Annotated in this window: 24 protein-coding genes and 1 tRNA gene; 10 read left to right on the top strand and 15 right to left on the bottom strand. The window is 57.3% G+C overall.

Going from position 1 to position 24,698, the window contains the following annotated elements; all coding sequences use genetic code 11:
* Position 1: 1 nt before the first annotated feature.
* From M8997_RS07975 to M8997_RS07960, 4 genes are read right to left on the bottom strand one after another with little or no spacing between them, the layout of a single operon-like run.
* Complete coding sequence (locus M8997_RS07975; protein ID WP_250019474.1) at positions 2-1,072, bottom strand: ABC transporter ATP-binding protein; 1,071 nt, start codon at positions 1,070-1,072, stop codon at positions 2-4.
* 24 nt (positions 1,073-1,096) lie between these two features.
* Positions 1,097-1,945 (bottom strand): carbohydrate ABC transporter permease, encoded by an 849-nt coding sequence (locus M8997_RS07970; protein ID WP_250019473.1) that lies wholly within the window; start codon positions 1,943-1,945, stop codon positions 1,097-1,099.
* On the bottom strand, positions 1,938-2,876 hold the full coding sequence (locus M8997_RS07965) for a carbohydrate ABC transporter permease (RefSeq protein WP_250019472.1): 939 nt from the start codon (positions 2,874-2,876) through the stop codon (positions 1,938-1,940). Before M8997_RS07965 ends, M8997_RS07970 begins: the two co-directional genes overlap by 8 nt.
* Positions 2,877-2,934: 58 nt before the next feature.
* Positions 2,935-4,242: an ABC transporter substrate-binding protein gene (locus M8997_RS07960; RefSeq protein WP_250019471.1), complete on the bottom strand. Its 1,308-nt coding sequence runs from the start codon at positions 4,240-4,242 to the stop codon at positions 2,935-2,937.
* Positions 4,243-4,437: 195 nt separating this feature from the next.
* On the opposite strand from M8997_RS07960, the gene M8997_RS07955 reads away from it, so the two are divergent.
* From M8997_RS07955 to M8997_RS07945, 3 genes are read left to right on the top strand one after another with little or no spacing between them, the layout of a single operon-like run.
* Positions 4,438-5,643, top strand: a complete 1,206-nt coding sequence (locus tag M8997_RS07955; RefSeq protein ID WP_250019470.1) for an ROK family transcriptional regulator — start codon at positions 4,438-4,440, stop codon at positions 5,641-5,643.
* Between the two features lie 29 nt (positions 5,644-5,672).
* Positions 5,673-6,773 carry a Gfo/Idh/MocA family oxidoreductase gene (locus M8997_RS07950; protein WP_250019469.1) on the top strand — a complete coding sequence of 367 codons (1,101 nt, stop codon included), beginning with the start codon at positions 5,673-5,675 and terminating at the stop codon, positions 6,771-6,773.
* Positions 6,774-6,791: 18 nt separating this feature from the next.
* Positions 6,792-7,433 carry a ThuA domain-containing protein gene (locus M8997_RS07945; protein WP_250019468.1) on the top strand — a complete coding sequence of 214 codons (642 nt, stop codon included), beginning with the start codon at positions 6,792-6,794 and terminating at the stop codon, positions 7,431-7,433.
* A 416-nt stretch (positions 7,434-7,849) separates the two neighbouring features.
* On the opposite strand, the gene M8997_RS07940 is transcribed toward M8997_RS07945, so the two are convergent.
* From M8997_RS07940 to M8997_RS07900, 9 genes are all read right to left on the bottom strand, one after another.
* The gene (locus M8997_RS07940; protein WP_250019467.1) at positions 7,850-8,743 is read right to left on the bottom strand and encodes a glycosyltransferase; all 894 of its coding nucleotides are present in this window, start codon (positions 8,741-8,743) and stop codon (positions 7,850-7,852) included.
* Positions 8,740-9,852 carry a glycosyltransferase gene (locus tag M8997_RS07935; RefSeq protein WP_250019466.1) on the bottom strand — a complete coding sequence of 371 codons (1,113 nt, stop codon included), beginning with the start codon at positions 9,850-9,852 and terminating at the stop codon, positions 8,740-8,742. Before M8997_RS07935 ends, M8997_RS07940 begins: the two co-directional genes overlap by 4 nt.
* Positions 9,849-10,781, bottom strand: coding sequence for an NAD(P)-dependent oxidoreductase (locus tag M8997_RS07930; RefSeq protein WP_250019465.1), 933 nt, complete (start codon positions 10,779-10,781; stop codon positions 9,849-9,851). The genes M8997_RS07935 and M8997_RS07930 overlap by 4 nt, the downstream gene beginning before the upstream one ends.
* Positions 10,778-12,127 (bottom strand): oligosaccharide flippase family protein, encoded by a 1,350-nt coding sequence (locus M8997_RS07925; protein WP_250019464.1) that lies wholly within the window; start codon positions 12,125-12,127, stop codon positions 10,778-10,780. Before M8997_RS07925 ends, M8997_RS07930 begins: the two co-directional genes overlap by 4 nt.
* 3 nt (positions 12,128-12,130) lie before the next feature.
* Positions 12,131-13,363, bottom strand: coding sequence for a glycosyltransferase family 4 protein (locus M8997_RS07920; RefSeq protein WP_250019463.1), 1,233 nt, complete (start codon positions 13,361-13,363; stop codon positions 12,131-12,133).
* Positions 13,364-13,367: 4 nt separating this feature from the next.
* Positions 13,368-14,492 carry a non-hydrolyzing UDP-N-acetylglucosamine 2-epimerase gene (gene wecB / locus M8997_RS07915; protein WP_250019462.1) on the bottom strand — a complete coding sequence of 375 codons (1,125 nt, stop codon included), beginning with the start codon at positions 14,490-14,492 and terminating at the stop codon, positions 13,368-13,370.
* A 2-nt stretch (positions 14,493-14,494) separates the two neighbouring features.
* The gene (locus tag M8997_RS07910; RefSeq protein ID WP_250019461.1) at positions 14,495-15,400 is read right to left on the bottom strand and encodes an SDR family oxidoreductase; all 906 of its coding nucleotides are present in this window, start codon (positions 15,398-15,400) and stop codon (positions 14,495-14,497) included.
* Entirely contained in the window at positions 15,397-16,437 is a 1,041-nt protein-coding gene (locus tag M8997_RS07905; RefSeq protein WP_250019460.1) for a polysaccharide biosynthesis protein, read from the bottom strand. The genes M8997_RS07910 and M8997_RS07905 overlap by 4 nt, the downstream gene beginning before the upstream one ends.
* 513 nt (positions 16,438-16,950) lie before the next feature.
* Positions 16,951-17,041, bottom strand: a tRNA-Ser gene (locus M8997_RS07900).
* Between the two features lie 325 nt (positions 17,042-17,366).
* Between M8997_RS07900 and M8997_RS07895 the strand changes: the two genes are divergently transcribed.
* The 3 genes from M8997_RS07895 (at position 17,367) to M8997_RS07885 (ending at position 19,553) form a co-directional block, all read left to right on the top strand.
* Positions 17,367-17,687 carry a hypothetical protein gene (locus tag M8997_RS07895; RefSeq protein WP_250019459.1) on the top strand — a complete coding sequence of 107 codons (321 nt, stop codon included), beginning with the start codon at positions 17,367-17,369 and terminating at the stop codon, positions 17,685-17,687.
* Between the two features lie 31 nt (positions 17,688-17,718).
* Positions 17,719-18,387, top strand: a complete 669-nt coding sequence (gene msrA, locus M8997_RS07890) for a peptide-methionine (S)-S-oxide reductase MsrA (RefSeq protein WP_250019458.1) — start codon at positions 17,719-17,721, stop codon at positions 18,385-18,387.
* Positions 18,388-18,557: 170 nt separating this feature from the next.
* Entirely contained in the window at positions 18,558-19,553 is a 996-nt protein-coding gene (locus M8997_RS07885) for a BMP family protein (RefSeq protein ID WP_250019457.1), read from the top strand.
* Positions 19,554-19,591: 38 nt separating this feature from the next.
* Here the strand turns inward: M8997_RS07885 and M8997_RS07880 are convergent, their stop codons facing one another.
* Together M8997_RS07880 and M8997_RS07875 are read right to left on the bottom strand one after the other, a co-directional pair.
* A complete protein-coding gene (locus M8997_RS07880; protein ID WP_250019456.1) occupies positions 19,592-20,053 on the bottom strand; it encodes a GNAT family N-acetyltransferase in 462 nt (153 codons plus the stop codon).
* Between the two features lie 13 nt (positions 20,054-20,066).
* On the bottom strand, positions 20,067-20,276 hold the full coding sequence (locus M8997_RS07875; protein WP_250019455.1) for a SlyX family protein: 210 nt from the start codon (positions 20,274-20,276) through the stop codon (positions 20,067-20,069).
* A gap of 226 nt (positions 20,277-20,502) precedes the next feature.
* On the opposite strand from M8997_RS07875, the gene M8997_RS07870 reads away from it, so the two are divergent.
* From M8997_RS07870 to M8997_RS07855, 4 genes are read left to right on the top strand one after another with little or no spacing between them, the layout of a single operon-like run.
* Entirely contained in the window at positions 20,503-22,035 is a 1,533-nt protein-coding gene (locus M8997_RS07870; RefSeq protein WP_250019454.1) for an ABC transporter ATP-binding protein, read from the top strand.
* Positions 22,032-22,583 carry a cysteine hydrolase family protein gene (locus M8997_RS07865; RefSeq protein ID WP_250019453.1) on the top strand — a complete coding sequence of 184 codons (552 nt, stop codon included), beginning with the start codon at positions 22,032-22,034 and terminating at the stop codon, positions 22,581-22,583. The genes M8997_RS07870 and M8997_RS07865 overlap by 4 nt, the downstream gene beginning before the upstream one ends.
* Positions 22,580-23,725, top strand: a complete 1,146-nt coding sequence (locus tag M8997_RS07860; RefSeq protein WP_250019452.1) for an ABC transporter permease — start codon at positions 22,580-22,582, stop codon at positions 23,723-23,725. The genes M8997_RS07865 and M8997_RS07860 overlap by 4 nt, the downstream gene beginning before the upstream one ends.
* Positions 23,725-24,696 carry an ABC transporter permease gene (locus tag M8997_RS07855; protein WP_250019451.1) on the top strand — a complete coding sequence of 324 codons (972 nt, stop codon included), beginning with the start codon at positions 23,725-23,727 and terminating at the stop codon, positions 24,694-24,696. The genes M8997_RS07860 and M8997_RS07855 overlap by 1 nt, the downstream gene beginning before the upstream one ends.
* Positions 24,697-24,698 lie beyond the last annotated feature (2 nt).

The following is a 24,698-nucleotide window of genomic DNA, read 5'->3' as shown; positions in this document are numbered from 1 at the left end:
GTTAGAGCGCGTGCCCGCTCTCATCGTCGAACACGTGGACGAGGTCCGGATCGATCGTCACGGCAAACGGCGTTCCCACCCGCAAGGCGGTGTCTCCGCTTACCAGGGCGGTAACCTTGCTTGCAGCCATGTCGAAAAGGACATGGGTGTGTGCCCCCGTGGGTTCCACCAGCAAGGTCTCGCCGCGCAAGACGCTGCCTGTGCCGGACAGCGACAAATGTTCCGGACGAAGGCCGACCTTGACCGATCGTCCGCGCGCCAGCCCTTGTTTTGCGGCTACGCCTATGACGGTTCCGTCGCTCAGGCGCACGCATGGCGCGCCGTCGACGCCCTCGACCACACCTTTCAATACGTTCATCGAAGGCGAGCCGATGAAACCTGCGACGAAGAGGTTGGCGGGGTTGCGATAGAGGTCGATCGGAGCGCCCTGTTGTTCGATGCGCCCATGATTGAGCACGACGATCCGGTCTGCCAGGGTCATGGCTTCGATCTGGTCGTGCGTGACGTAGATCGATGTCGTCTGCACCTTCTGGTGTAGCGACTTGATTTCGGCGCGCATCTGGACGCGAAGCTTGGCGTCGAGGTTGGAAAGCGGCTCATCGAACAGAAAAACCTCGGGATCGCGCACCACGGCACGGCCCATGGCAACCCGCTGGCGCTGCCCGCCGGACAATTGGGAGGGCTTGCGGTCAAGCAGGTTTGTCAGATCGAGCATGCGCGCCGCCTCGGCCACCCGCGCGCTGATCGTTGCGGCCGATTCGCCTGACATTTTGAGGTTGAAGCCGATGTTCTGCGCCACCGTCATATGCGGATAGAGGGCGTAGGACTGGAACACCATCGCGATATTGCGCTCGCGCGGCGTCAAGCCGTTGACGATCTTGCCGCCAATCAGGACATTTCCGCTCGTGATTTCTTCAAGCCCGGCGATCATGCGAAGCAGCGTGGACTTGCCGCAGCCGGACGGGCCGACCAGCGCCACGAACTCGCTATCCTCTATCGAAAGCGAGAGGTCATGGATGACATCCAGCGTGCCGTACGCCTTTCTCAGATTGTGAAGTTCAACGGATGCCATGGGCGATGCTCCAACGATTGTCGATCATGATTTGACGGCGCCGGCAGTGAGCCCGGCAATGATGTGCTTCTGCGCGATGAAGAAGACGATAATCGTCGGGAGGATTGTCAGCGTGATGAACGCCAGCGCGAGCTGCCAGTTCGTGCCGTATTCGCCGCGATAGACCATGATCCCGAGCGGCCACGTGTATTTGTTTTCGGAGTTCAGCATGATCAGCGGCAGGATGTAGCTGTTCCAGCTGCCAACGAACGATATGATGCCCACGGTGGCGATTATCGGCCGGGCGAGGGGCAGCGAGATGTACCAGAAGAAGCGGATATAGCCGCAGCCATCGACGAAAGCCGCCTGGAACAGTTCCTCAGGCAGGTTCCTGAAATAGTTGCGGAACAGGAGGATGCTCATGCCAAGCCCGAACGCGACCTGGGGAAGTACGACGCCCCAGTAGGAATCGAGCAGTCCGAGGTCGCGTATCCGGATAAACAGCGGCAGGATTGCGGTCGCAGCCGGGAACATCAGCCCTATCAGAAAATAGTTGAGTAGAAAGCCCGAGCCGAAGAACCGGACATGGGCGAAGGTGAAGGCCGCCATCGCCGAGACGACAAGCGTGAGAAATACAGTCAAGACGGCAATGATCAACGAGTTGACCATCTGCCGCCAGTAGCGATCGCCGAACAGGATGTCCGTATAGTTCGACCAGTACCAGGTTGACGGCAGGCCGAACGGATTGGTGCGCAGTTCTCCGAGAGACTTGAAACCGCCGAGCGCTGTCGTGAGCAGCGGCACCAGCACGAGGACCGCAATGACCGACAATGCCACATAAAGATAGAGCTTGGTTGCCGTGCCTGGGCGTGTGGAGGAGGTAAGGTCAGTCATTGCGCATGAATATCCGTTTGTAGCCGAAGGCGAGGGTGACGCAGATGACGAAGAGCACCACGCCGACTGCGCTGCCGAGGCCGACCTGCATGCGGGTAACGCCATAGGTGTAGAGGAACGTCACCATGGTCTGCGTGGAGTTGGATGGTCCGCCGGCCGTCAAGGGCATGATCATGTCGAACAATTGCAATGAGCCGATCACCGCGAAAAATACCGAAAGACGCACAGTCGAGCCAAGGAGCGGCAGGGTGATGTGCCGAAACTTCTGCCAGCCTGTCGCCCCGTCGATCTCCGCAGCCTCGAGTACGCTCTTGTCTATGGACTGAAGGCCGGCGATGAACAGCATCATGTGAAAGCCGAAATATTTCCACACGATGACGGCCAGAACCGCATAGATCGCGAGATTGCGGTCAGCGAGCACATAGGGCGTTGCGATGCCGAGAAATCCCGACAGGGCGGCGAACAAGCCGTAATCTCCATCATAGACAAAGCGCCAGATGAGGCCTGCCGCCACATCAGCCAGCACGTATGGCAGGAAGAAGATGAGGCGGAAGACCACGACGCCGGCAATGCGGTGGGCCAGCATCATGGCCAACCAGATCGCCAGCGGTATCTGGATCAGTACCGAGACGAGGATGATGGTGCCGTTGTTCCACAAGGCCTGCGTAAAGGCGGCATTGTTGAACAGGACCTGGAAATTGCGGAACCCGACATATTGCTGCGGGAGCCCATAACCATTCCAGCGATACAGGCTGTACCATGCCGCTTCGCCCATCGGCAGGATGACGAAGATCGTGAACAACAGGATGGCCGGCGGCAGAAACACCACGAGCACGGGCAATCGGCCGCGCGCCAGCGGGTTTGCCGCCTTTCCCGTCTTTGGCAATGCCGCTGAAGGCAGCAATGTCGTTGATGCACGCAGTTCAGTCATGCTCATCCTACCTTTGGACATGTCGTCAGTCATGTTGCGACAGAGGGCAGATGCTGAATCAGAACTTCTCCAGTTCGAATGCGTCCTGGATCATCTGGGCGCCTTCTTCCGATGTCATCTGGCCGGATGTGATTTCGACCGAAACGTCGTTGACGACGCGGCCGACGGACGGGCCAAGGTCTTGGTCAAAGAAGTTCTGGTGCCAGGTCGAGGCGCCCAATTGTTCTGCAGATTGCCGCACCAGCGGATTGACGACGCCGTCCTCCGCTCCTTTGGCCACGGGGATGAGCATTCCTGCCTTGGCCATGACGCGCTCATTGTCGACATTCGTAAGGTAAGCCAGGAAATCGACGGCTTCCTGTGGTGCGTCCTTCGAAACGGCCCAACCATTGAGGCCACCAAGCGTGTCGGTTGCCGCGCCGGCGCCGCCTTCGACGACAGGAAATGCGAAGCGGCCGATGTTTTCCGGGTTAAGCCCCTTGCCATCGCCTGCATTGTTGCGCTGGTTGGCCTCGGTATTTTCGAAACCGAGGATCATTGCAGCCTTGCCGTCGCCGAAAAGGCCGAGCGCCTGGGGCCAGGTCGTGCCGAGATAGCCGGGCTGGAATGGCTCGAGCGCGCCGAGTTCGGCAAGCTGTTCGCCAGCCTTTATGATGGCGGGGTCGAGAAAGCCCTCTCCCTCGCCATTCTTGGCGGCGGTAAACACTTGCTGCCCGCCATTCCGCATGACGAGGTAGCTCCAGTAGAAATGCAGCGGCCATTTTTCGCCGCCACCTCCTGCAATCGGGACGATGCCGGCGGATTTGATCTTCCTGACCGCGTCGAGCAGGTTGCTCCAGGTCTTGATGCCTGCGGCATCCACACCGGCCTTGGCGAACTTCTCCTTGTTATAGAAGAAGCTGACCGTGCCCATTTTCATTGGCACTGCCCATATCTTCTCATTGAAGGTGAGGCCCTGCACAGCGGAGGGATTATACGTCTTCTCCCAGGCGGCGTCCTCGGCCTTCATCGAGGGCGTCAAATCCTTGAGCGATCCGGTTTCGGACTGCTGCTTCAACACGCCGCCACCCCAAGTGTAGAATATATGCGGTGCGTCTGGCGATTGCAGGAGCGTCGGCAGCTTTGCCTTGAATGCCTCGTTCTCCAGGAACTGCATCTGGATATCGACATTTGGATGTTCGGCTTCGTATTTCTTGGCGATGTCGTCCCAGATCGCCACATAGCGTGGGTCTATTTCGAGATGGAGCCACTTCACGACGGTCTGGGCGTTGGCCGCCGCGGAGGCCAAGAACAACGCCAATCCTGCTGCCGCAGCGCGCACGACTACACGCTCGCCCTTGCGGGCGATGCTGATCATCTTATTCATAACTTCTCCTCCCGAGAAATCAGATAATTTTTCCGTAGTGCGGATTAATTCAAAGCAATAGGCGTTGGTTGTCAACCTTAAATTGTCACAAATGGCTTAAACTGCTTGACAGGCAGCAGAGGGGTCCTGCTATTTATTCCGTAATGCGGCAAAAATATACCGATGCCGGATACTCCTCAACTGCCTGGTAGTTCCATGAAAACCGCCGATCCCGAACTTATGCGAGCGATCAATCGCTTCACGATATTGGATACGATTCGCCGCTTCGGACCGATATCCCGCATCGAAATCAGTGAGAGAAGCGAGCTGTCGACGACGACGGTGTCGGCGATTACGGCATCGCTCCTGGATGACGGACTCATCCTGACGCGCCATGAAGGCGATCTGCGGGATGCCGCCGTGCGTGGCCGGCCAAGGGTCATGCTCGAGCTCAATCCGGACGCAGCGCGCGTCGTGGGGGCCAAGATCGCATCGAACCGGATGACATTCGTCGTAACGAACTTCAAAGGTGAGGTGCTTTCGACATTGACGCTGGACCTGCGGGTCGATCGGCAGCCGATCGGTGTGATTGCCGACCTGATCGAGGATGGCGTAAGGCGATGCGTGGTCGATGCCGGCCTGTCGCTGGATGAGATCGATTCCGTATGTATAGGGTTGCCCGGCGTCATCGAGCATCGCACCGGCCGCGTGCTGACGAGCCCGGTGTTTCGGGATATCGATGTCGACTTCGCCTCCGAGATGACCGAGCGCTTGCGAACGGCGACCATCGTCGAAAGCGACGCCCACGCCATAACGCTTGCCCATCACTGGTTCGGCAAGGCGCGCGATCTGGACGATATGGTGCTGGTTTCGCTGGAGCGAACCCTTGGCCTCGGCGTGCTGCATCAGGGGCAATTGTTCCGGGGCGCCGGCGGTTTGAACCACAATCTCGGTGACCTTGTCGTCGGTGTCGGCCCCGGTGGACCAGTGCGATTGTCCAGCAAGGCGGGCGAAAGCGCCATTCTGGCAGCGCATCCGGCGGCAGGACGTTTTGCCGAGGCCATACAATTGGGGCGCGGAATGCACCATGCCCAGACTCTCATAGAAGCGGAAGATGACGCACTCGTGCGTGCCGCGGCCAGCGCTGGCGAGGCCGTGGGAACGGCGCTTGCCAATATCGTCACTCTGTTCGCGCCACCGCTCATCATCGTGGTCGGATCGAGCCTCGCATTGGGCAAGCCGTTTCTGCAGAGCCTGAGCGCCGCCTATATCCAGGCCATTCCGCCATCGCTCAAGAATGTGGCGGAACTGGTCTTCGATCATTCGCCAGAGGAAATATGGGCTCAAGGCGCCGCCGTTGTCGCGCTGTGCGAACTTTATGAATCGCCCTGGGGGACCACAGGCCCCGCACAGGGACTCTGATCTGTTCAGTTGTATCGGGAGGATATTGAGTGAAACCCATTGGTATCGGCATTATCGGCTGCGGCAATATTTCGAGCGCCTATCTGAAGGCGATGGCGTCCTTTCCGGTCCTGAACATCGTCGGTCTGGCCGACCTCAATGAGGATCTGGCGCGCAGCCGCGGTGCGGAATTCAACATTCCTGCCACGACGGTCTCGGCATTGTTGGCGGATCCCGATGTCGAGATCGTCGTCAATCTCACCGTTCCGAAAGCGCATGTCGCGGTCGCGCTGCAAGCATTGGACGCGGGAAAGCACACCTATTCGGAAAAACCCTTGGGCATCAATTTTGCCGAGGGCAAGCGCCTCGCTGACGCTGCCAAGGCCAGGAACCTGCGTATCGGCGCGGCGCCGGACACTTTTCTTGGTGGCGCGCATCAAACTGCGCGCGCGATCCTCGACGAGGGGGCAATCGGTCAGCCGGTCGGCGGTACGGCCACCTTCATGTGCCCGGGCCATGAGCGCTGGCATCCCAATCCGGACTTTTATTACGAGGTAGGTGGTGGCCCGATGCTGGATATGGGGCCCTATTACATCACCGATCTGGTCAACCTTCTGGGGCCCGTCAAGCAGGTTGCCGGCTTTGCATTCTCGCCCCGCAGCGAGCGCATCATCACCAGTGAGCCGCGCAAGGGCGAGCGCATACCCGTGCAGGTGCCGACCCATGTGGCAGGTGTCATGGCGTTTGCCAACGGCGCGATCGTGCAGATCGGCATGAGTTTCGATGTCGCCGGCCACAAGCATGTGCCGCTTGAGATCTATGGCACGGAAGGAACGTTGATCGTTCCGGATCCCAATCATTTCGGCGGGCAGATCGAATATCTGAAAAAAGGTGGAACCTTCGAGAACAGGGATACGCAACATCCCTACTCGGATGGCAATTACCGCTCGCTCGGCGTGGCCGATATGGCGCATGCGATCCGGTCCAACCGGCCGCACAGGGCGAGCGGATCGCTGGCGCTGCATGTCCTGGAGGTCATGGAGGCGTTTGAAAGAGCTTCACAATCGGGCCAGGCGACAATGATCAGTACCACGACGGAACGCCCGGCGCCGCTCGCAGATTCATTGATCGATGGAAAGATCGCGATCTAGCATTTCAGGAGGAAACACATGCGCGAAGCACTTATTGTCTGGGGTGGATGGAGTGGCCATGAGCCGCAGGAATGCGCCGAAATCATCAGGGAAATGCTGGAGACGGATGGTTTCAAGGTCTATGTCGAGCATAGTACCGAAGCATTTGCCGACCCTTCGATTCACGACCTCAGCCTGATCGTACCCATCATGACCATGTCGAAGATAGAAAAGGAAGAAGCCAAGAACCTTGCCGAGGCGGTAGAGAAGGGCGTCGGCATAGCCGGATATCATGGCGGCGCCGGAGATGCCTTCCGCGAATGTGTCGAGTATCAATTCATCATCGGCGGCCAATGGGTCGCGCACCCCGGCAACATCATCGACTACACGGTCAATGTGACGAAGCCGGACGATCCTCTGATGCAGGGGATCGGCGATTTCCCCTACAAGTCTGAACAATATTACATGCATGTCGATCCTTCCAACGAGGTCCTCGCAACGACGACGTTCAAAGGCGATCATGCCTACTGGATCGACGGCGTCGTCATGCCTGTGGTGTGGAAGCGCAAATATGGCAAGGGCAGGGTGTTCTATTCGTCGCTCGGACACGTCGCCAAGGAATTCGAAGTGCCCCAGATGCGAACCATATTCCAGCGCGGAGCGAACTGGGCCGCCCGCTGAAGCAGACGCAGCGAGGTGTGTCGCCGGGATCCCATTTCGGCTGTGATATCAGAAGGTTGTCGGGCCAGCATGGCGCGACACGAACACAGCCGAAATATTGTCTGGCGACCGCTACGCAAACGTCAAAGACTATGTGTTTCTTACGCTGCCTGGTCCTATCGGTGTTGCCTCATACACCGGGAACTTAGTCCTTATTGTTGCTTTCGTCTTCGTATGTATGTTGTTGGGCCACGCGCTGGAGCTTTACTGTGCAAGCGTGACGCGCAACCTCGGCTGCACGAGCGCGGTGGGAGTTTCCTTGGCCTATCTATTCGTACAGATGGGCTTTCCCTGGACCCTGTTTATCTATTGCGTTGAACTTTTTCTGACCATTAGCGTCATTGCCCTTTTAAGACTCGCGCTGCTGAAGTTTGCAGTCAACGATAGAAAAGTCCTGCCCGCGCAAGCGTAATACAAACAGCAAGGCCGCGTTTGCTCCATAATGATTGTGGGCGGGAGATAAGAGCTTTCATGAGGCGCTTGAAGGCCGTCGATGGTCGTCCCGATTTGAAATGGATGATTGACGAAAGTAGGTTGGCATTTGCGTAAGCTGCCCTGCGGTAACGGACCAAGTGCGGCTGAGAAAAAACCGACAGCGGACCACCGACAATATCCAGCGGTTCTTCAGCGCGATCAATGCTCACAGGCCTATAGCTTGCCGAGGCATCGTGAATACGAAAACAAGCCAGAGGTTCGGGCAGATGCAAAAACTTGCCAAGGGACGCCAACCTGAAAAAAAACTCCAGATCGGGCATTTGTCTCAGATCGGCTCGCCATGGCCCCACGCGCTCATAGGCCTCACGCAAGAAGAATGCCCCGGGTCCGGGCAGGCAGTGCAATTGCGCATACAGCTCAATTTCTGAATAATCGGGTGGCGTCACCAGTCCGGTGGTTTCTCCCTGGGCGCTCAAGATGTAAAAATCCGGATAAACAAGCACCGTGCCAGCATGGGTGAGCAACGCATCTACACAAAGTTCCACCGCCTTTGGCAATAGACGATCATCGGCGCTCAGGTAGGCCAGAATCGAACCGGAGGCAGCAGCCCAACCATTCTTCAAGGCAACACTTTGTCCCTGATTGGTTTGCCTGATGACCTGGACTCTGTCGGGAAATCCGGCCGCTATTTCATGTGAAGAATCGGTAGAGCCATCGTCAACGACGATGATCTCTACGTCGGTATAGGTTTGTTCGAGCAGGCTTGTTATTGCTTCGGCAAGATATCGTTCACAATTATAGACCGGGACCACGATACTCACTTTTGGTCCGCTCATTTAACATGCTCCGCAATCGCAACCAGATCATCGGCGATTGCACTCCAGGAATAGTTTCTCAGTACATATGCCTGCCATCGCCGGCCTTGTTGCCTGCGCTGGCTGCTTCCCAGCATTATCACCAGAGCATGCGCGATTGAAACAACCTCGCAATTACAAATCAGGCCGGCATCGACCTCTTCAATCGCGGACAAGCCACATTGATCGGTGGCAACAACAGGGATGCCTGCCGCCCCCGCCTCCAAAGCGACGAGCGACATTGCCTCGGCACGGGACGGAACGACGAGAAAGCTCGCTCCCCGATAGAGCTCCGTACGTTGCTGTTCATTGACAAAGCCGAGGAACCGGATGCGGTTGTTCAGCCCCAATTCTCGACTGCGAGCTTCGAGCGACGCCTGGAGCCCCAAGTCGGGCCCGGCCAGCAGCAGAGTGATCTCAGGATACTGCGGTGCCACTATCCCGAAAGCTTCGACAAGAAGATCAGGACCCTTTATATGCGCAAGACGCCCCATGAAGAGGATGTAAGGGGTCGCAGGGCTTTCCGCGGCCGGAGTTTCGGCGAGAGCAATGTTGCTGGCAATTGCACCATTCGGCAAAACTGATACGCGGTCTGCCGGGAAGTGGAAGCGGGCTAAGAGCTGTTGTTTCTCAAGCTCGGTAATGGCAATGATTTTCGCAGCCTTACCAAGCAGTAACCAGCCAAACAGTCGGTGGAAGAGCTTCGCCACATGGCGGGGCTCGTTTAAGAGGGCTAGTTCACCGGCAGCGCATAACAGGAACGGCCTGTTGCCTACGAAAGCGAAAAAGGCAGTCAGGACTGATAGCAGGTTCCAGTATCCCAGGATATGAACCACTTCGGCATTTCGCACCAAATTCCAAAGGCGCCACGGAGATACGAACGGTATCGTGAACTTCAGGCGCGTCGAACCCGTCACGTAGATCGACGCTCCAATCCCCGTCAGTTCTTTGACCAGCGAACCAGAATCGATCGTCGCGATGGAGCATTGATACCCTGCAGCAACCAAGGCTCTAGCCAATTGCCGAGTTCTTTCCGCTGTCCCCGCACCGCGCTCGCTGTCCAGTGAAACACAGGTAAGCAACAATTTCATTGGACAGCCCTGAGCGAGAGTTTCTCAAGGTACAGATCAAGCTCTGTCCCAAAATCGGGCCGCTTGATTCCAGCTCGATCCAATAGGTCGGCGGAGAAGCGTCGGCTGGGCAGGATTGTTGATTGGCCTCGCACTTTCAAAGCTAAACTTAAGCAAAATAGCGGAAGCTCGGGCACATTGCTTAAATCCGGCCTATTGCAGAAGCGCAGGATTTTTTCATTCATATACGCGAAGTTGTTGCGCTCGTCGTCGTCATCGGTGACGAGAAGCGTGCCGCTCTCGCTTGTAGGCGCCAACGCATACGCCACTGCAGACAGAACGGATGCCGCGCTGACCAGATGCATGCGGCGTCGGCCATAAAGCGCTTGTCTCAATCCGAGTTTCAATAAGGGCGCTTTTTGAGCCTCGTTGAAAAATGAAACGACGTTGCGTCCTCCATCACCGAAAACGGCACCCAATCGTAATACGGAGAGAGTAAGTGGAGATGCTCGAAGCAAATCCTCGATCTGACAGTGTTCTCGAGCGTAGGCGTTGTCCGGCATCGGCGCAGTATGCTCATCGATAAATTTGGCGGTGCTTCCGTTGTAGATATCGATGGAACTAAGATGAACGAAACGTTCGATGCCCGTCTTCGTCAAGGCGGACAGGGCAGATTTCGTGTAATCGAGGCACCAACCGCTGCCATCGGGCCGCAACATGTTGATGGCAACGTCAAGACTTTGCATCTTCGGCAGAGCCGAAAATGTATGTTCCTCGCGAGCATCAATTATGTTTACGGAAGCAGCCTCCGCCAGCCAGTCTGGTCTCGTTCTGTGAACGAGGTAGTGCAGCTCATAGCGGTCATCTGACGAGAAATGGGCAGCGAAAAGTCGCCCTAGAAACCCGGATCCTCCGAGCACGAGAATCTTGCATTTGGATGATTGGGTCATAGTGAAAAGACCCGCGCCGCGCCGCGTATAGGACGGTGTAGTCCCAGCACTGTGGGATCAATACCGAAATGCAGCCGTGCTCGATATGCAAAGGCCAGCATCTGCAGGATATTGCCTGCCGCCATAGCTGCCGCTAGGCCTCCCACGCCCAAATACTCCAATCCCAGGACGCCCAGTATAATTGTGAGAAAGCCTGCACCGAGAGTAATCCGCATGGCCGTAAGCTGTTGTCCGCCCGTCATCAGCAACACGCCCGCCGCACCACAAGCTGCGTGAATAACCTGGCCAAATCCGAGGATCGCAAAGATATAATATGCTTCTATGAAAGCGGGATTCCAAAAATCGATCAGAGGATAGCCGATCAGCAGAAAAGCGGAATAGCCTGCACCGGCCAGTAAAGCACTCGTTCTTGCCGTTGATGAAACCAGGTCGCACAATTCGCCGTTGCGCTCAGCTACCCTGTGTTCCACGGCCACCGGCGCCAAGGCGGAATTCGCAATGGCTAGTGGAAAAAGCAACAATGCGGAGATACGGGTTGCAATGCCATAGACAGCAACCTCCTGCGCGCCGTACCAGTGCGAGAGTAGGATTATATCCGCCTGCGACATCAAGAAGAGCACCAGCGAGCTCAAGAGATTGGGGAGCGACTTGGCTGTAAATGTGACAATTCTCTTCTTATGGAATGCTTTTCTTGGAAATCTTATGACTTTTTGATACACCAAAAGGATAGAAAGCATAAATACACCGGTTGAACCCACCAGTCCGCAGTAAAGCACTTTTTGAATCGAAGAATGCTCTAATCCGAAATATACTATAGAAACATATATTGGCACGAACAGACCTGATGACGTCATGATGATGTTCGCAGCGCCATATGATCGCAACGCCCGCAATATCTCACAGGAAATAGCGCTTTGAGCATTGAAGGCCGCGGTGAAGAATACACACGTCAAGATGGTATGTTCGGCTGGGCCGAGATCGCCGTAATAGAGAAAAATGGAATAGAGCCCTGTCAGTAGCGCAGATGTGAGAATTGAAACCGTAATGATTGAGGCGATAAAAAATCGTGCCTCCGCGAATTTGCTCTCTGCCACATATGCAGAGAGAAACTGCGGAACGGTGAACGTGAAACCGAGCTGAGCAATGGTGGACAAGGCTGCAATCGCGACTTGAGCTTGGAAAAATAGTCCTACTGCCGAACGCTCCAGAACCAGAGGCAACAGCAAGGAATTTGCAATTCCGCCGACAAGCAAAGCGATCCTGCTCGCAGCGACTGCTCCACGCGATTTGGTGAAGCTCAAGTCTTTCAAGCCGGCGTCGATCGCTGGAGATTTTTCTGATGTCATCGATCAGGATACTTCCACCGGCTGTACCGATTTTCGACCAGCCTCCTCGAGGATTTGTTCCAGGCGGTCCACGATGCGGGTGAAATCGAATTCAGCCTCGCTATATGCGCGCCCGGCTGCACCCATCTGCAATCGCCTGTCGCGCGGCATCGCCATGAGATTGCTAACAGCTTCAGCAAGTTTTGCGCTATTGCCGGCTGGACATGTAATCCCTGCACCGGCATCGCGAATGATACGAGCGCCCTCGCCATCGAGCATTCCAAGCAAAGGCACACCAGCAGCCAGATAAGCCTGAACCTTGCTCGGAACCGTCAGCGAGAGCAATGGCTGGGCCTTTAGCGAAACGAGGAGAGCATCGGCGGCGCGATAGAAGCGAGGCATCGCTTCCAAGGGATGACTACCCAGCATGCTCACCCTATGCGTCAGATGACGTTGTTCCAACTGTTGCTTCAACCAATCGGCCAATCTCCCGTCACCGACGAAATTCCAGTGCAGATCGTCACGATGAGCCAGGGACGAGATTGCATCAATTACGGTAGGGAAATCTTGTGCGTCACCGATATTGCCTAGGTAATAGACCTGAAAGACGTTTTTTCCCGCCTCTCTACCTGCATCTACGGCTCCATCCGCGGCCGGCGCCCAATTTGGCAGATAACTCACCGGCACATTGGCAGGCACTTGTTGCCTCAGGCGGGGTAGAATGGCTTGCGATTGGCCAAGCACATGGTCCGTGTGCCGATAAACCCAGGAAAGAAAGAGATCAACCCAGCGTAAGACCTTCTGCGATCGGACCACACCCATCGCCGCCAGCGTATCCGGCCACAAATCCTGAACCCAGAACACTGTGGGCGCACGCTTCAACCATCGTAGTATGACACTTGGCAATCCGATGGTCGCTGGCGACACCTGATAGACCAAAACCGCATCGAAAGGACGCCCCCGCAGCTTCCAGGCGCCGAGCATGGCTGCCGACATGGCAAAACTGAGATAGTTGGCGACGAGGCTGATCGAATGGCGACCCCGCGGCACAAGAGGCACTCTGACAATATCGACATCGCCAAGCTTGTTCCATTCATGCGGAGATTTCCGGAACCCGGCGAAAACCTTGCCGTCGGGATAGTTTGGCAGGCCGGTCAGAACGCATACGTCATGTCCCCGCCGTTCCAGTTCGACAGCGAGTTCATTGATGCGAAAATTCTCAGGCCAGAAATATTGGCTGAGGATCAGGAGGCGCATGCCTTCATCCCTTTCGCCAGACGTAGTTGTTCACATAACTCGTATAGCTGTGCAGAATGCGCAGCACCTTCTGCGAGACATTGTCCACGTCATAGTCGCGTACGAGACGTAGCGATCGCCTCTCTCCCGCGGGTTGCCGTTCCAAGATTGCCAGCCCTTGAAGCACCCGATCCAGATTCAGTCCGACCATCATGACTGTTCCTTCTTCCATGCCTTCCGGGCGCTCGTGGGCCTCACGCAGGTTGAGCGACCGCAGATTGAGGAGGGAAGTTTCTTCGGTGATGGTGCCGCTGTCAGACAGGATCGCTGTCGCGTTCATCTGCAACCAGACATAATCCAGGAATCCAAGCGGCTTCAACAGGCGCACGTTTGGCGCGAATTTGAGCTCTAATTCCTCGATGCGTTTGCGCGTGCGCGGATGAGTCGAGACGATGACTTTACACTCAAGCGCCAGATGATTGAGGATTTCCGCAAGACGGACCAGTTGGCGCGGATTATCGACATTCTCTTCGCGATGCGCACTGACCAGATAGAATTCACCGGCTTGCAGGTCCAGATCCTGCAGCACGGTAGAGGCTTCTATCCGTTCGCGATAATGGTTCAGCACCTCGCCAAGCGGGCTACCTGTCTTGATGACACGGTCGGGTGGCGTGCCTTCGCGCAGAAGATACTCACGCGCAATGTCGCTATAGGTGAGATTGATATCCGAAATTTGATCGACAATCCGACGGTTGATCTCTTCGGGAACTCTTTGATCAAAACTGCGATTGCCGGCTTCCATATGGAATATCGGAATCTTGCGTCGTTTGACCGCAATGGCTGCAAGAGCACTGTTCGTATCGCCGAGAATCAAAACAGCTTCGGGCATTTCCTTCTCCAGCAACGGGTCGATCGCGGAAATCACCCGGCCTATCGTCGCCGCAGGCGTTTCGCGGGCTGCGTCAAGGAAATGATCAGGCCTTCGCAATTGTAATTGCTGGAAGAACACTTCATTCAATTCGTAATCATGATTTTGACCCGTATGCACGATAGTGTGGTCGCAGAACTCATCAAGCAGCGGAATGATGCGGGATAGTCTGATGATCTCGGGCCTGGTGCCCAGGATTGTCATCACCTTGAGTTTCTTCATTGCTACGACACCGCCTCTTCGCGAACAGCGCTGTAGTGCCGAATGTAGTCTGAATGCATGTCTGCGATCAGCTTTTCCCAGCTAGGCGGACTATAGTTCAGTTCGTGTCGAAGGGGTTCCGAGTTCAGCGAGCGGTCCAGGCGGGGATGGTCACTGCGCAAGACTTGCGTTTGACGGCTGTAGGCAGACGCAATCAATCGAAGTAAGCGGTCCTTGTCGATTGGCGCGGCACTTAGGTGATAAAGACCGCACAAATCATCATGCGGTAAAATATAATTTTGGATTATATGTGCGATCTCGATCGTGGGAAGTCCCGAAAAGACAACTTGAGCATAACCTGAAACAGGTGCCTTGGCGCCGAGGAACCAGTCCACGAGACTTAGATGATTGGTCAACTCATGCCCGATCAGCGATGTCCGTATGGTCAGATGCCTGCCGTAATTTACTTCTCCGAGATATTTGGACCGGCCGTACAGATCGTCCGCATCGGCGTGGTCGGCTTCCCGGTAATCGCCGCGATCGCCCGCAAAGACACAATCCGTTGAGAAGTGGATCAGGCGTGAACCATGTGCGTTGCACCAACCCGCCAATTGATGAGGCAACAAGGCATTGATCGCGATAGCCTCCTCCACATTCAAGGACGATTCTCGCTGCTTGATAAGACCAACACAATTCAGAATGACTTCTGGTCTTATCGCATCGAGCGTAGCCAGGAGCGTTCCGCGGTCGAGAACATCAACATGGCCGTGCAAGGTGTCCACCCCATGCAAGGTCGCCGTATGGCTATCGGGCATGGTCGCACCCCCCCGGACCGTGCCATGAACCTCATATGTTGTATTCATGGCCAGGTGGCGGAAAAGTGTATGGCCGAGCATCCCACCGGCGCCCAGAACGAGAATTCTGGTCATGCAGCATCATCCATCGCTCTGAATTCACCCTTCAAAGCTTTTCTGACGACACTCAGCTTCAAAAGGAGGGACTTGGTTTCCTCCACGCTGAGTTGATCCGTGTTATCGGAACTATAGTCATCGGCACGGGTAATCTCCGAGTGCCCCTCTTCGAAGAATTTTGCATAATTCAGATCGCGGTTGTCCGGCGGGATCCGATAATATTTGCCGAGATCTTCCGCCAGGGCCATTTCCTCCCGGCTTAGAAGCGCTTCACTCCGCTTCTCGCCATGTCGCGTGCCCATTATCTTGTGCGGATAATTTGGCACGTCGAACAATTCGCACAAAGCTCGTGCGAGCGTGGCTAATGAGGCCGCCGGCGCCTTCTGCACGTAGATGTCTCCGTTCGAACCGTTCGTAAATGCGAACATGACCAGTTCGACCGCTTCTTCGAGCGTCATCATGAAGCGCGTCATGCTCGCATCGGTTAGCGTCAACGGTATTCGCCGTCGTATCTGGTCGATAAACAGAGGAATAACTGAACCGCGCGAGCCCATGACATTCCCATAACGGGTTGTGCAGATCATTGTCGCGGAATCGCCAAGCTCTCTTGCCTTGGCGCTTGCGACCTTCTCCATCAGGGCCTTGGAGATACCCATCGCACTTACGGGGTACACCGCCTTATCCGTACTCAGACAGACTACTCTGCGTACGTTACAGGTCTGAGCGGCATTGATCATGCACTCCGTGCCCAACACGTTCGTGCGCACCGCTTCCATCGGGTAGAATTCACAGGATGGAACCTGTTTGAGAGCTGCGGCGTGAAAAACGTAGTCCACGCCCCGTAGCGCTCCTACCAGACTGCCGTAATCTCGAACATCACCCAGGTAAAACTTGAGCTTTGGGTTGGCGTACCGAAGTCTCATGTCGTTCTGCTTCTTTTCATCACGACTGAAAATTCTGATTTCACCCAGGTCGCTGTGCAGGAAGCGGTCAAGCACCGCATTGCCGAACGACCCAGTGCCCCCCGTAATCAGCAAACACTTCTCTGCTAACATCGTCGCACCGATCTTATTAGACTTTATTCCATATATCACATTGTAAAATCATGCAGTTTTATACGTCTGCTGCAATAGCGTGTAAAAGTAAAAATGGCAACTGTCATAAACAAAAAATTATATTATTACATAATATATCATAAGTTGCATTGCATTGTGTCCACATCGTTACATTGTGGGATAATATACTTTAGTCTAAATAGATCGAGCGTCATGACCTGGACCAATCATGGGTAGTTCGTTGAAAATAGGCTTGGTGAGGACGATCAGAAGCAAGCAATTTACCAATCCGGGCGTCGTTGATGCCGCCATCGACGGCGCCCGTACGGCGCCCGATACAGAAAATTTCTGCCTTGCCGATAGAGTGGGGCGGCCCCCTGCCTGGGAGCGGATCGCCTCTGCGAGCATGCGCTGTCCGGCAAAATCATGGCGCACGCGGCGACCAAGGCTTGCCGAGCGGGAGACAGCTTCCTGCCCATGGCTTGATATAAATCTGTCAGGGGAAAACTTAACTGGCGGAGAGAGCGGGATTCGAACCCGCGTTACGCTTTTGACGTAAACACACTTTCCAGGCGTGCGCCTTCAACCACTCGGCCACCTCTCCACACTTCGCTCGGCATATATTTGCCAGGCGGGTCGACTTTCGGATATCTCCGCCAAAGGAGCACCGTCAACCACGAATGCTCTTGATATAAGCACGTAAAAATATGCCGCAATGGTTAGTCGGCGGCAGCCCGTGCGGCGCGCACTATAGCCAGAACACTCAACTGTTCAACTCTTATTTCAAATATTTTTGTAAGCTCGATGGAAGCTGTGTTCCGGCGGATGGCGAGGTTGGGTAAACCGCCAAAAACCGGTTCATTCGCCATGGATGAAGCGATAGGATAGAAGGCGTTGCCGCGCGGCGGTCATCGATCGGAGAGCATCAAGTGTTGCGACTGTTTCTAAGATTCCTTGCCTATATCAGCCTGAGCCTGGCGATCATCGCCGCTGTCCTCGATGCGGCCCGCTCCGTCGGTGCCTCGCATCTGGTGGTGACGCCGCTGCAGGAGAGCTGGCTTTCCATATCGGCGCCGTCGCTGGCCCTTGTGGAAACTGCGGTCAAGACCCATTTAAGTGCCATGATCTGGGACCCGGTAATGCTGGCATTGCTGCAAGTGCCGACGGTGGTCGTTTTTGCGTTCCTTGCCCTGCTTTTCTACATGGCAGGGTATCGTCGCACCGATAGCGTCGGACGGTTTGCCCGCTAGGTCCGGTTCCATCAACCCAACGGAGGCCGTCATGTCACTACTCAGCATGTTCGACAAGAAAACAGCAATACCGACGGCCGAACAGGCCTTGCCCGGCAAGGATACGCCGATCGCCACGGCGCAGCATCATTTCGTCAACGGCCGGCCGCTGAAGGGGCCATGGCCTGAAAATCTCGAAGTCGCCATGTTTGGAATGGGCTGCTTCTGGGGCGTGGAGCGCCTGTTCTGGCAGGTTCCGGGCGTATATGTGACGGCGGCGGGCTATGCCGGCGGCATCACCCCCAATCCGACCTATCAGGAGACCTGCACCGGCCTGACCGGGCACAATGAGGTCGTCCTTGTGGTATTCGATCCCGAAATCGTCTCCTATGACGAACTTCTGACGCTGTTCTGGGAAGAACATGATCCGACGCAGGGCATGCGGCAGGGCAATGATATCGGCACCACCTATCGCTCCGGCATCTATACGTTCAGCCCGGAGCAGCATGCGGCGGCGCTCGAAAGCCGTAATGCCTACCAGCAGGCGCTTTCGGCAAGCGGCCGTGGCCGGATCACGACCGAGGTCCTGGAAGCTCCGGAGTTTTTCTATGCCGAGGACTATCATCAGCAATATCTGGCGAAGAACCCCAACGGCTATTGCGGACTGCGCGGCACGGGCGTTTCCTGCCCCATCCCGCAGGGCGTGTCGCGCGCGATATGACGGGCGGCTCGCCGCCCCGACCGTTTTTTGACCGATTAGCAAAATTCCGCGTGAATTCTACACCTGGTCGTGCCAGATTGCATTCTGGCGCGAGAGCAATGGTGTGCCTCGGCTGAAATGCGATGCGAAAAGCACGCGCACTCAACAAAATGCAGAGGGGTTGCTCTCCAATGAAGCCTATTGTCCTTGGTCTCCTGGCCGCTACGGCCCTGTCTTTCCCGGCTTTCGCCGCGGATGACAAACCCGCCGTCATCTACGATCTCGGCGGCAAATTCGATAAGTCCTTCAACGAGGCGGCATTCAACGGCGCGGAAAAATATACCGCCGATACCGGTGTGAAATATCGCGAGTTCGAGATCCAGAACGAAGCCCAGCGCGAACAGGCGTTGCGCAAGTTCGCCTCGGACGGAAATTCGCCCATCGTCATCGCCGGTTTCTCGGCCGCTGCGGCGATCGAGAAGGTGGCCGGGGAATTCCCCGAGACCAAGTTCGTCATCATCGACGCCGAAGTCGACAAGCCGAATGTACGGTCCGTCGTCTTCAAGGACAATGAAGGTTCCTACCTCGTCGGCGTCATGGCGTCGAAGGCGTCGAAATCCGGCACCGTAAGCTTTATCGGCGGCATGGACGTTCCGCTCATCCGCAATTTTGCCTGCGGCTATGTCGGCGGCGTCAAGGCGACGAATCCTGATGCTAAGGTCATCCAGAACATGACCGGCGACACGCCTGCGGCCTGGAACGATCCGGCAAAGGGCGGCGAAATCGCCAAATCACAGATGGACCAGGGTTCGGACGTGATTTTTGCGGCGGCTGGCGGCACCGGAATTGGTGTGCTGCAGGCGGCGGCCGACGCGGGCAAGCTCGGCATCGGTGTCGATTCGAACCAGAATGGTCTCCATCCGGGCAAGGTTCTCACTTCGATGCTCAAGCGGGTCGATGTTGCCACCTATAATGCCTTCAAGGATGCCGCTGACGGCAAGTTTACCGCCGGTGCGAGCTATCTCGGGGTGAAAGAGGCCGGCGTCGACTATGCCGCCGATGAAAACAATGCGCCGCTTCTGACCGATGAGATCAAGAAGGCTGTCGAAGCGGCCAAGGCGGATATCGTCTCCGGCAAGGTCCAGGTGCACAGCTATTTCACCGATAATTCCTGCCCTTACAAATAAGGTCTGGCGCGCCGCGTGTTCTTGCAGGCGGCGCGCTTTTACAGGCAGCGGCGCATGACGCACGCGCCTGCTTCCTCGGCGCCGAGTTCCTCCAAGCGCTCCCAGCCCAGTCTTTCGTAATATTCGGGCTGGCTCGAATAAAGATAAAGCACATCTTCGCCCTGTCGGCGGGCGCTGTCTTCCACGGCTCTTGCCAGCGCTGTGCCGGCTCCCATCAGGCGCATTTCCGGCGCCACGAAAAGACTGGCGAGCCAGGGACGCAGATGGCGATGCGTCTCGAGGTCGCTTTCGATGAGCAGGCACAGGCCGGCCGGCGCGCCGGCGACGAGTGCGACGAAGGCCTGCTCGCGGCTCGAGGAGTCGAGCATGGCCATGAAACTGTCGATGGTCTCTTCCATGCTACGGCCCGCATCCCGGCCCCATGCCTCGTAATTCCAGCGCGCGCAGAGCGGAACGAGTTCAGGGTGATTTGCCAGACGATCGACTTTCACTAGGCCCATGGCGCTCGAACCTTCAGTAGTGGGGTGGCCGGGTGATGGGAATATCGGGCGCCGCCTGTTCCTCGAGGGCGAGAAAACGGTCGGTGAGGGCGTCGAGCTTGCGCTGCATGCCTTCCAGCAGCTTCCACTGATCGGCGATCTGCCCGGACATTTCCTCGATCGTGCGCTCTTGCTCGGTCACCAGGACTTCCAGCTGCGTCAGCCGTTCGCGATCATCCGCCAATTCCCTACCTCCCTGTGCAGCGGTTGGAATTCCGCCTTTCGCACGAGTTGACACGAGTTGCGCGATAGCATCAAGAGGTGCTAGCGGCAATCGGCGAATGAGGCGCGAAGATGCCTCGGCCGGGCCTGCGTCCAATCTTTTGTTTCTTGGGTGGAAAGAAAAATATCACGTGCTAGGGTCATCGCATCTTGGATAAGAAAAAGGCTGATCTACAGCGGATGGGGAAATGAGCGTTTCTGCTATTGAACTCATTGGAGTCGATAAGCGCTTCGGGGCTGTTCACGCCAATAAAGACATTCATCTGCGCGTGGAAAAAGGCACGATCCACGGCATTATCGGTGAAAACGGCGCCGGAAAATCGACACTCATGTCGATCCTCTATGGGTTTTACCAGGCCGATGCCGGGGAGATCCGCATCAACGGAGTGCCAGCGAAGATCACCGATTCCAATGCTGCCATAGCGCTCGGCATCGGCATGGTGCACCAGCACTTCATGCTCGTGGACAATTTTACGGTGCTCGAAAACGTCATGCTCGGCGTCGAGGGCGCGCCCTTGCTGACGAAGGGCATCGCCAGGACCCGCGCCGAACTCAGGCGGCTCGAGGAGGAGTATGAGCTCGACGTCGATCCCGATGCGCTGATCGAGGAACTGCCGGTGGGATTGCAGCAGCGTGTCGAGATACTCAAGGCGTTGTACCGGCAGGCGGATATACTCGTGCTCGATGAGCCGACGGGCGTCTTGACCCCGGCCGAGGCCGATCATCTGTTTCGTATCCTCGTGCAGCTGCGCGACCAGGGCAAGACCATCATCCTGATCACCCATAAACTGCGGGAGATCATGGCGGTGACCGACAATGTCTCGGTGATGCGGCAGGGCGCCATCGTGGCGACGCGCAAGACCGCGGAGACTTCGGCGGAAGAGCTTGCGGAACTCATGGTCGGCCGCCGCGTCCTGCTCCGGGTCAACAAGGGCGAGGCGAAGCCCGGCGATGTCAGGCTGTCGGTGGAAAACCTGACGGTGCGCGACAGTCGCGGCGTCGTCATGGTCGATAATGCGTCGTTCCAGGTGCGTGCGGGCGAAATCGTCGGCATTGCCGGCGTGGCAGGCAATGGCCAGTCGCAGCTCATCGAAACGATTGCCGGCATCCGCACGGCAGTCTCGGGGAGGGTGCTGCTGAACGGCCAGTCGATCGATGTCACCGGCGCGGCCGATCCTGCCGAGCTGCGCGATCGTGGCCTGGCGCATGTGCCGGAGGACCGGCACCATATGGGCCTGGTGCTGGCGTTCGAGGAATATGAAAATTCCATCCTTGGCTATCATGACGATCCGCTTTATCTGAACGGACCCTTCCTCGACATCGATGCGATCCAGGCGGATGCGCGCAAGAAGATCGAAAAATACGATATCCGCCCTTCCGACCCGGAAATGAAGACCGCCAATTTCTCCGGCGGCAACCAGCAGAAGATCGTTCTCGCGCGCGAGATGGAGCGCAATCCGGATGTACTCATCATCGGCCAACCGACGCGCGGCGTCGATGTGGGGGCGATAGAGTTCATCCATAAGCGGATCATCGAAATGCGCGATGCCGGCAAGGCCGTCCTGCTGGTATCCGTCGAACTCGATGAAATACGTTCGCTGTCGGACAGGATCCTCGTCATGTTCGCCGGACGGATCGTCGGCGAGCGCGATGCGGAGGCGGATGAGGCCGAATTGGGCTGCCTGATGGCAGGTGTTGAACAGTTGGAGGCGGCGGAATGACGACGCAGGCGTTGATCGTGATTGATGTTCAAAAGGCGATCGATGATCCGAAATGGGGCCGCCGGGGCCAGCCCGAGACGGAAGCCAATATCGGCCGTCTGCTGGCGGCTTGGCGCGCGCGGCGCTTGCCGGTCATCCATATCAGGCATGATTCAACCGACCCGTCCTCGCCCTATCGACCGGGCAGCGAAGGCAATGACTTCAAGAGCGAAGTCGAGCCCATTCTCGGTGAACCCGTGGTGGACAAGCGCACGAACAGCGCCTTCATCGGCACCGATCTCATGGATGTGCTGGACGAATTGCAGGTGCGCAGCCTCGTCGTGACAGGCGTCCTCCTCGAAAACTCGGTCGATGCGACCGTGAGGATGGCGGCCGGGCTTGGTTTCGAGGTGCTCATACCGGAGGACGCCGTCGCCAGTACCGATCGCACGGACCGGAGCGGCAAGGCCTGGAGCGCCGAGGAAGTGCACGCGCTGTTTCTTGCCGTTCTCGACGGCGAGTACGCCCGTATCACCACAGCCGATGCCGCCATCGAGGCGCTGCCATGAGCCAGCCATTCGCCAAACTGCCCGCCTGGGCCGATTACGGCCTTCTTCCGCTCATCAATCTCGTCGTAGCCTTTCTCGTTGCCGGGCTTGTGGTCCTTCTCGTCGGCGAAAGCCCGATCGACGCGGCCATACTGATGGTCAAGGGCGCATTCGGTTCCGGCGATGGCGTCGGCTATACGCTCTATTACGCCACCAATTTCATCTTCACCGGCCTTTGCGTCGCCATCGCCTTTCACTGCGGCCTGTTCAACATCGGCGGTGAGGGCCAGGCCTATATTGGCGGGCTCGGCGCGGCGCTTGTCGGCCTCAGCCTCGGCGACGTGCTGCCGTGGTGGCTTGCCTTTCCGCTGGCCATTGCCGCCTCCGCCATCGCCGGCGCCCTGTGGGCGCTGATCCCGGCATGGCTGCAGGCGAAACGCGGCTCGCACGTCGTCATCACCACCATCATGTTCAATTTCATCGCCGCCAGCATCATGGTGTCGATCGTGGTCAATTTCCTGCGGCCGGCCAATGTGCAGGCCCCCGAGACCAGGGTCTTCGGCGAAGGCGGGCAATTGCCCGGGCTTGGCTGGCTTCTCAACGGCATAGGGCTCGACATGCGGTCGGCGCCGCTCAACATCAGCTTCCTGCTGGCGCTGCTGGCGGCGTTTCTCGTCTGGGTGCTGATCTGGCGCACAAAGCTCGGCTACGAGATCCGCACGATGGGTTTCAGTCCCAAGGCGGCGCGCTATGCCGGCATCGGTGAAATGCGCATCATCATCATTGCCATGCTCATCTCTGGCGCCTTGGCCGGCATGATGGCACTCAACCCGGTCATGGGCGCCCAGCATCGCCTTCAGCTTGATTTCGTCGCCGGCGCAGGGTTCGTCGGCATTGCGGTTGCGCTCATGGGGCGCTCCCATCCGTTCGGCATCGTGCTTGCGGCCATCCTGTTCGGGATGCTCTATCAGGGCGGCGCCGAGATAGCCTTCGACATGCCCAATATCTCGCGCGACATGATCGTCATCATCCAGGGGCTGGTCATTCTGTTCGCCGGGGCGCTCGAACACATGTTCCGGCCAACGCTGCAGCGGATATTCCATGCTTTTGGACCGAAGGCGACGCCCATACAGCCCAATGCTGCCGCACCGGGGAGGCAGTGATGGAACTTTTCATCACGTTCATACAGCTTTTCGACATGACCATCCGCCTGTCGGCGCCGCTGCTGCTCGCCTGCCTGGCGGGGCTTTATTCGGAGAGAGCCGGCGTATTCGACATCGGTCTTGAGGGAAAGATGCTCGCAGGCGCCTTCGCCGCGGGTGCCGTCGCCACATGGTTCGGCTCCGCGCCTCTCGCTCTGGCGGCGGCGGTCGTTGTTTCCATTGCCCTCAGCCTCGTCCACGGATTCGCGTCGATCACCCATCGCGGCAATCAGATCGTTTCGGGCGTGGCGATCAATTTCATCGCGGCAGGCACGACGGTCATCCTGGGGCAGGCCTGGTTCCACCAGGGTGGACGTACGCCTTCGCTCCCCAACAGCGCCCGTTTCACGCCGATCAATCTGCCCGGGGCGGAGGCGGTGCGCGACGTCCCGATACTCGGGCCGATCTATTTCGAGCTCATTTCCGGGCATTCCATCCTCGTCTACCTGGCATTTCTGCTCGTGCCGTTCACATGGTGGGTGTTGTTCCGCACACGGTTCGGCCTGCGGCTGCGCGCCGTCGGCGAGAATCCCGCCGCTGTAGACACGGCCGGCATCTCCGTCTCCTGGCTGCGCTATCGTGCGGTGATCTGCTGCGGGCTCCTCTGCGGTGTCGCCGGCGCCTATCTGGCTGCGGCGCAGGGCGCAGGCTTTGTCAAGGACATGACGGCCGGCAAGGGCTATATCGCACTCGCGGCATTGATCTTCGCCAAATGGCGGCCGGTGCAGGCCATGTATGCCTGCCTGCTCTTCGGCTTTCTGGATGCGCTCGGCATCAGGCTCCAGGGGCAACCCCTGCCCTTGATCGGCGAGGTGCCGGTGCAATTGATGCAGGCCTTGCCCTATGTGCTCACCATCATTCTCCTGGCGGGCTTTATCGGCAAGGCGATCCCGCCGAAAGCGGGCGGCGTCGCCTATGTGAAGGAAAGGTGATC

Origin of the sequence: Phyllobacterium sp. 21LDTY02-6, assembly GCF_023554255.2 — a bacterium.
GTDB lineage: Bacteria > Pseudomonadota > Alphaproteobacteria > Rhizobiales > Rhizobiaceae > Phyllobacterium.
This window is presented reverse-complemented; position numbering and strand designations above follow the sequence as displayed.

Bases quoted from the DNA above. Each gene is read 5' to 3' on its own strand.
- M8997_RS07975 (WP_250019474.1), bottom strand. From the start codon at position 1,072: ATGGCATCCGTTGAACTTCACAATCTGAGAAAGGCGTACGGCACGCTG.
- M8997_RS07970 (WP_250019473.1), bottom strand. From the start codon at position 1,945: ATGACTGACCTTACCTCCTCCACACGCCCAGGCACGGCAACCAAGCTC.
- M8997_RS07965 (WP_250019472.1), bottom strand. From the start codon at position 2,876: ATGACTGAACTGCGTGCATCAACGACATTGCTGCCTTCAGCGGCATTG.
- M8997_RS07960 (WP_250019471.1), bottom strand. From the start codon at position 4,242: ATGAATAAGATGATCAGCATCGCCCGCAAGGGCGAGCGTGTAGTCGTG.
- M8997_RS07955 (WP_250019470.1), top strand. From the start codon at position 4,438: ATGAAAACCGCCGATCCCGAACTTATGCGAGCGATCAATCGCTTCACG.
- M8997_RS07945 (WP_250019468.1), top strand. From the start codon at position 6,792: ATGCGCGAAGCACTTATTGTCTGGGGTGGATGGAGTGGCCATGAGCCG.
- M8997_RS07940 (WP_250019467.1), bottom strand. From the start codon at position 8,743: ATGAGCGGACCAAAAGTGAGTATCGTGGTCCCGGTCTATAATTGTGAA.
- M8997_RS07935 (WP_250019466.1), bottom strand. From the start codon at position 9,852: ATGAAATTGTTGCTTACCTGTGTTTCACTGGACAGCGAGCGCGGTGCG.
- M8997_RS07930 (WP_250019465.1), bottom strand. From the start codon at position 10,781: ATGACCCAATCATCCAAATGCAAGATTCTCGTGCTCGGAGGATCCGGG.
- M8997_RS07925 (WP_250019464.1), bottom strand. From the start codon at position 12,127: ATGACATCAGAAAAATCTCCAGCGATCGACGCCGGCTTGAAAGACTTG.
- M8997_RS07920 (WP_250019463.1), bottom strand. From the start codon at position 13,363: ATGCGCCTCCTGATCCTCAGCCAATATTTCTGGCCTGAGAATTTTCGC.
- wecB (WP_250019462.1), bottom strand. From the start codon at position 14,492: ATGAAGAAACTCAAGGTGATGACAATCCTGGGCACCAGGCCCGAGATC.
- M8997_RS07910 (WP_250019461.1), bottom strand. From the start codon at position 15,400: ATGACCAGAATTCTCGTTCTGGGCGCCGGTGGGATGCTCGGCCATACA.
- M8997_RS07905 (WP_250019460.1), bottom strand. From the start codon at position 16,437: ATGTTAGCAGAGAAGTGTTTGCTGATTACGGGGGGCACTGGGTCGTTC.
- msrA (WP_250019458.1), top strand. From the start codon at position 17,719: ATGTCACTACTCAGCATGTTCGACAAGAAAACAGCAATACCGACGGCC.
- M8997_RS07885 (WP_250019457.1), top strand. From the start codon at position 18,558: ATGAAGCCTATTGTCCTTGGTCTCCTGGCCGCTACGGCCCTGTCTTTC.
- M8997_RS07880 (WP_250019456.1), bottom strand. From the start codon at position 20,053: ATGGGCCTAGTGAAAGTCGATCGTCTGGCAAATCACCCTGAACTCGTT.
- M8997_RS07870 (WP_250019454.1), top strand. From the start codon at position 20,503: ATGAGCGTTTCTGCTATTGAACTCATTGGAGTCGATAAGCGCTTCGGG.
- M8997_RS07865 (WP_250019453.1), top strand. From the start codon at position 22,032: ATGACGACGCAGGCGTTGATCGTGATTGATGTTCAAAAGGCGATCGAT.
- M8997_RS07860 (WP_250019452.1), top strand. From the start codon at position 22,580: ATGAGCCAGCCATTCGCCAAACTGCCCGCCTGGGCCGATTACGGCCTT.
- M8997_RS07855 (WP_250019451.1), top strand. From the start codon at position 23,725: ATGGAACTTTTCATCACGTTCATACAGCTTTTCGACATGACCATCCGC.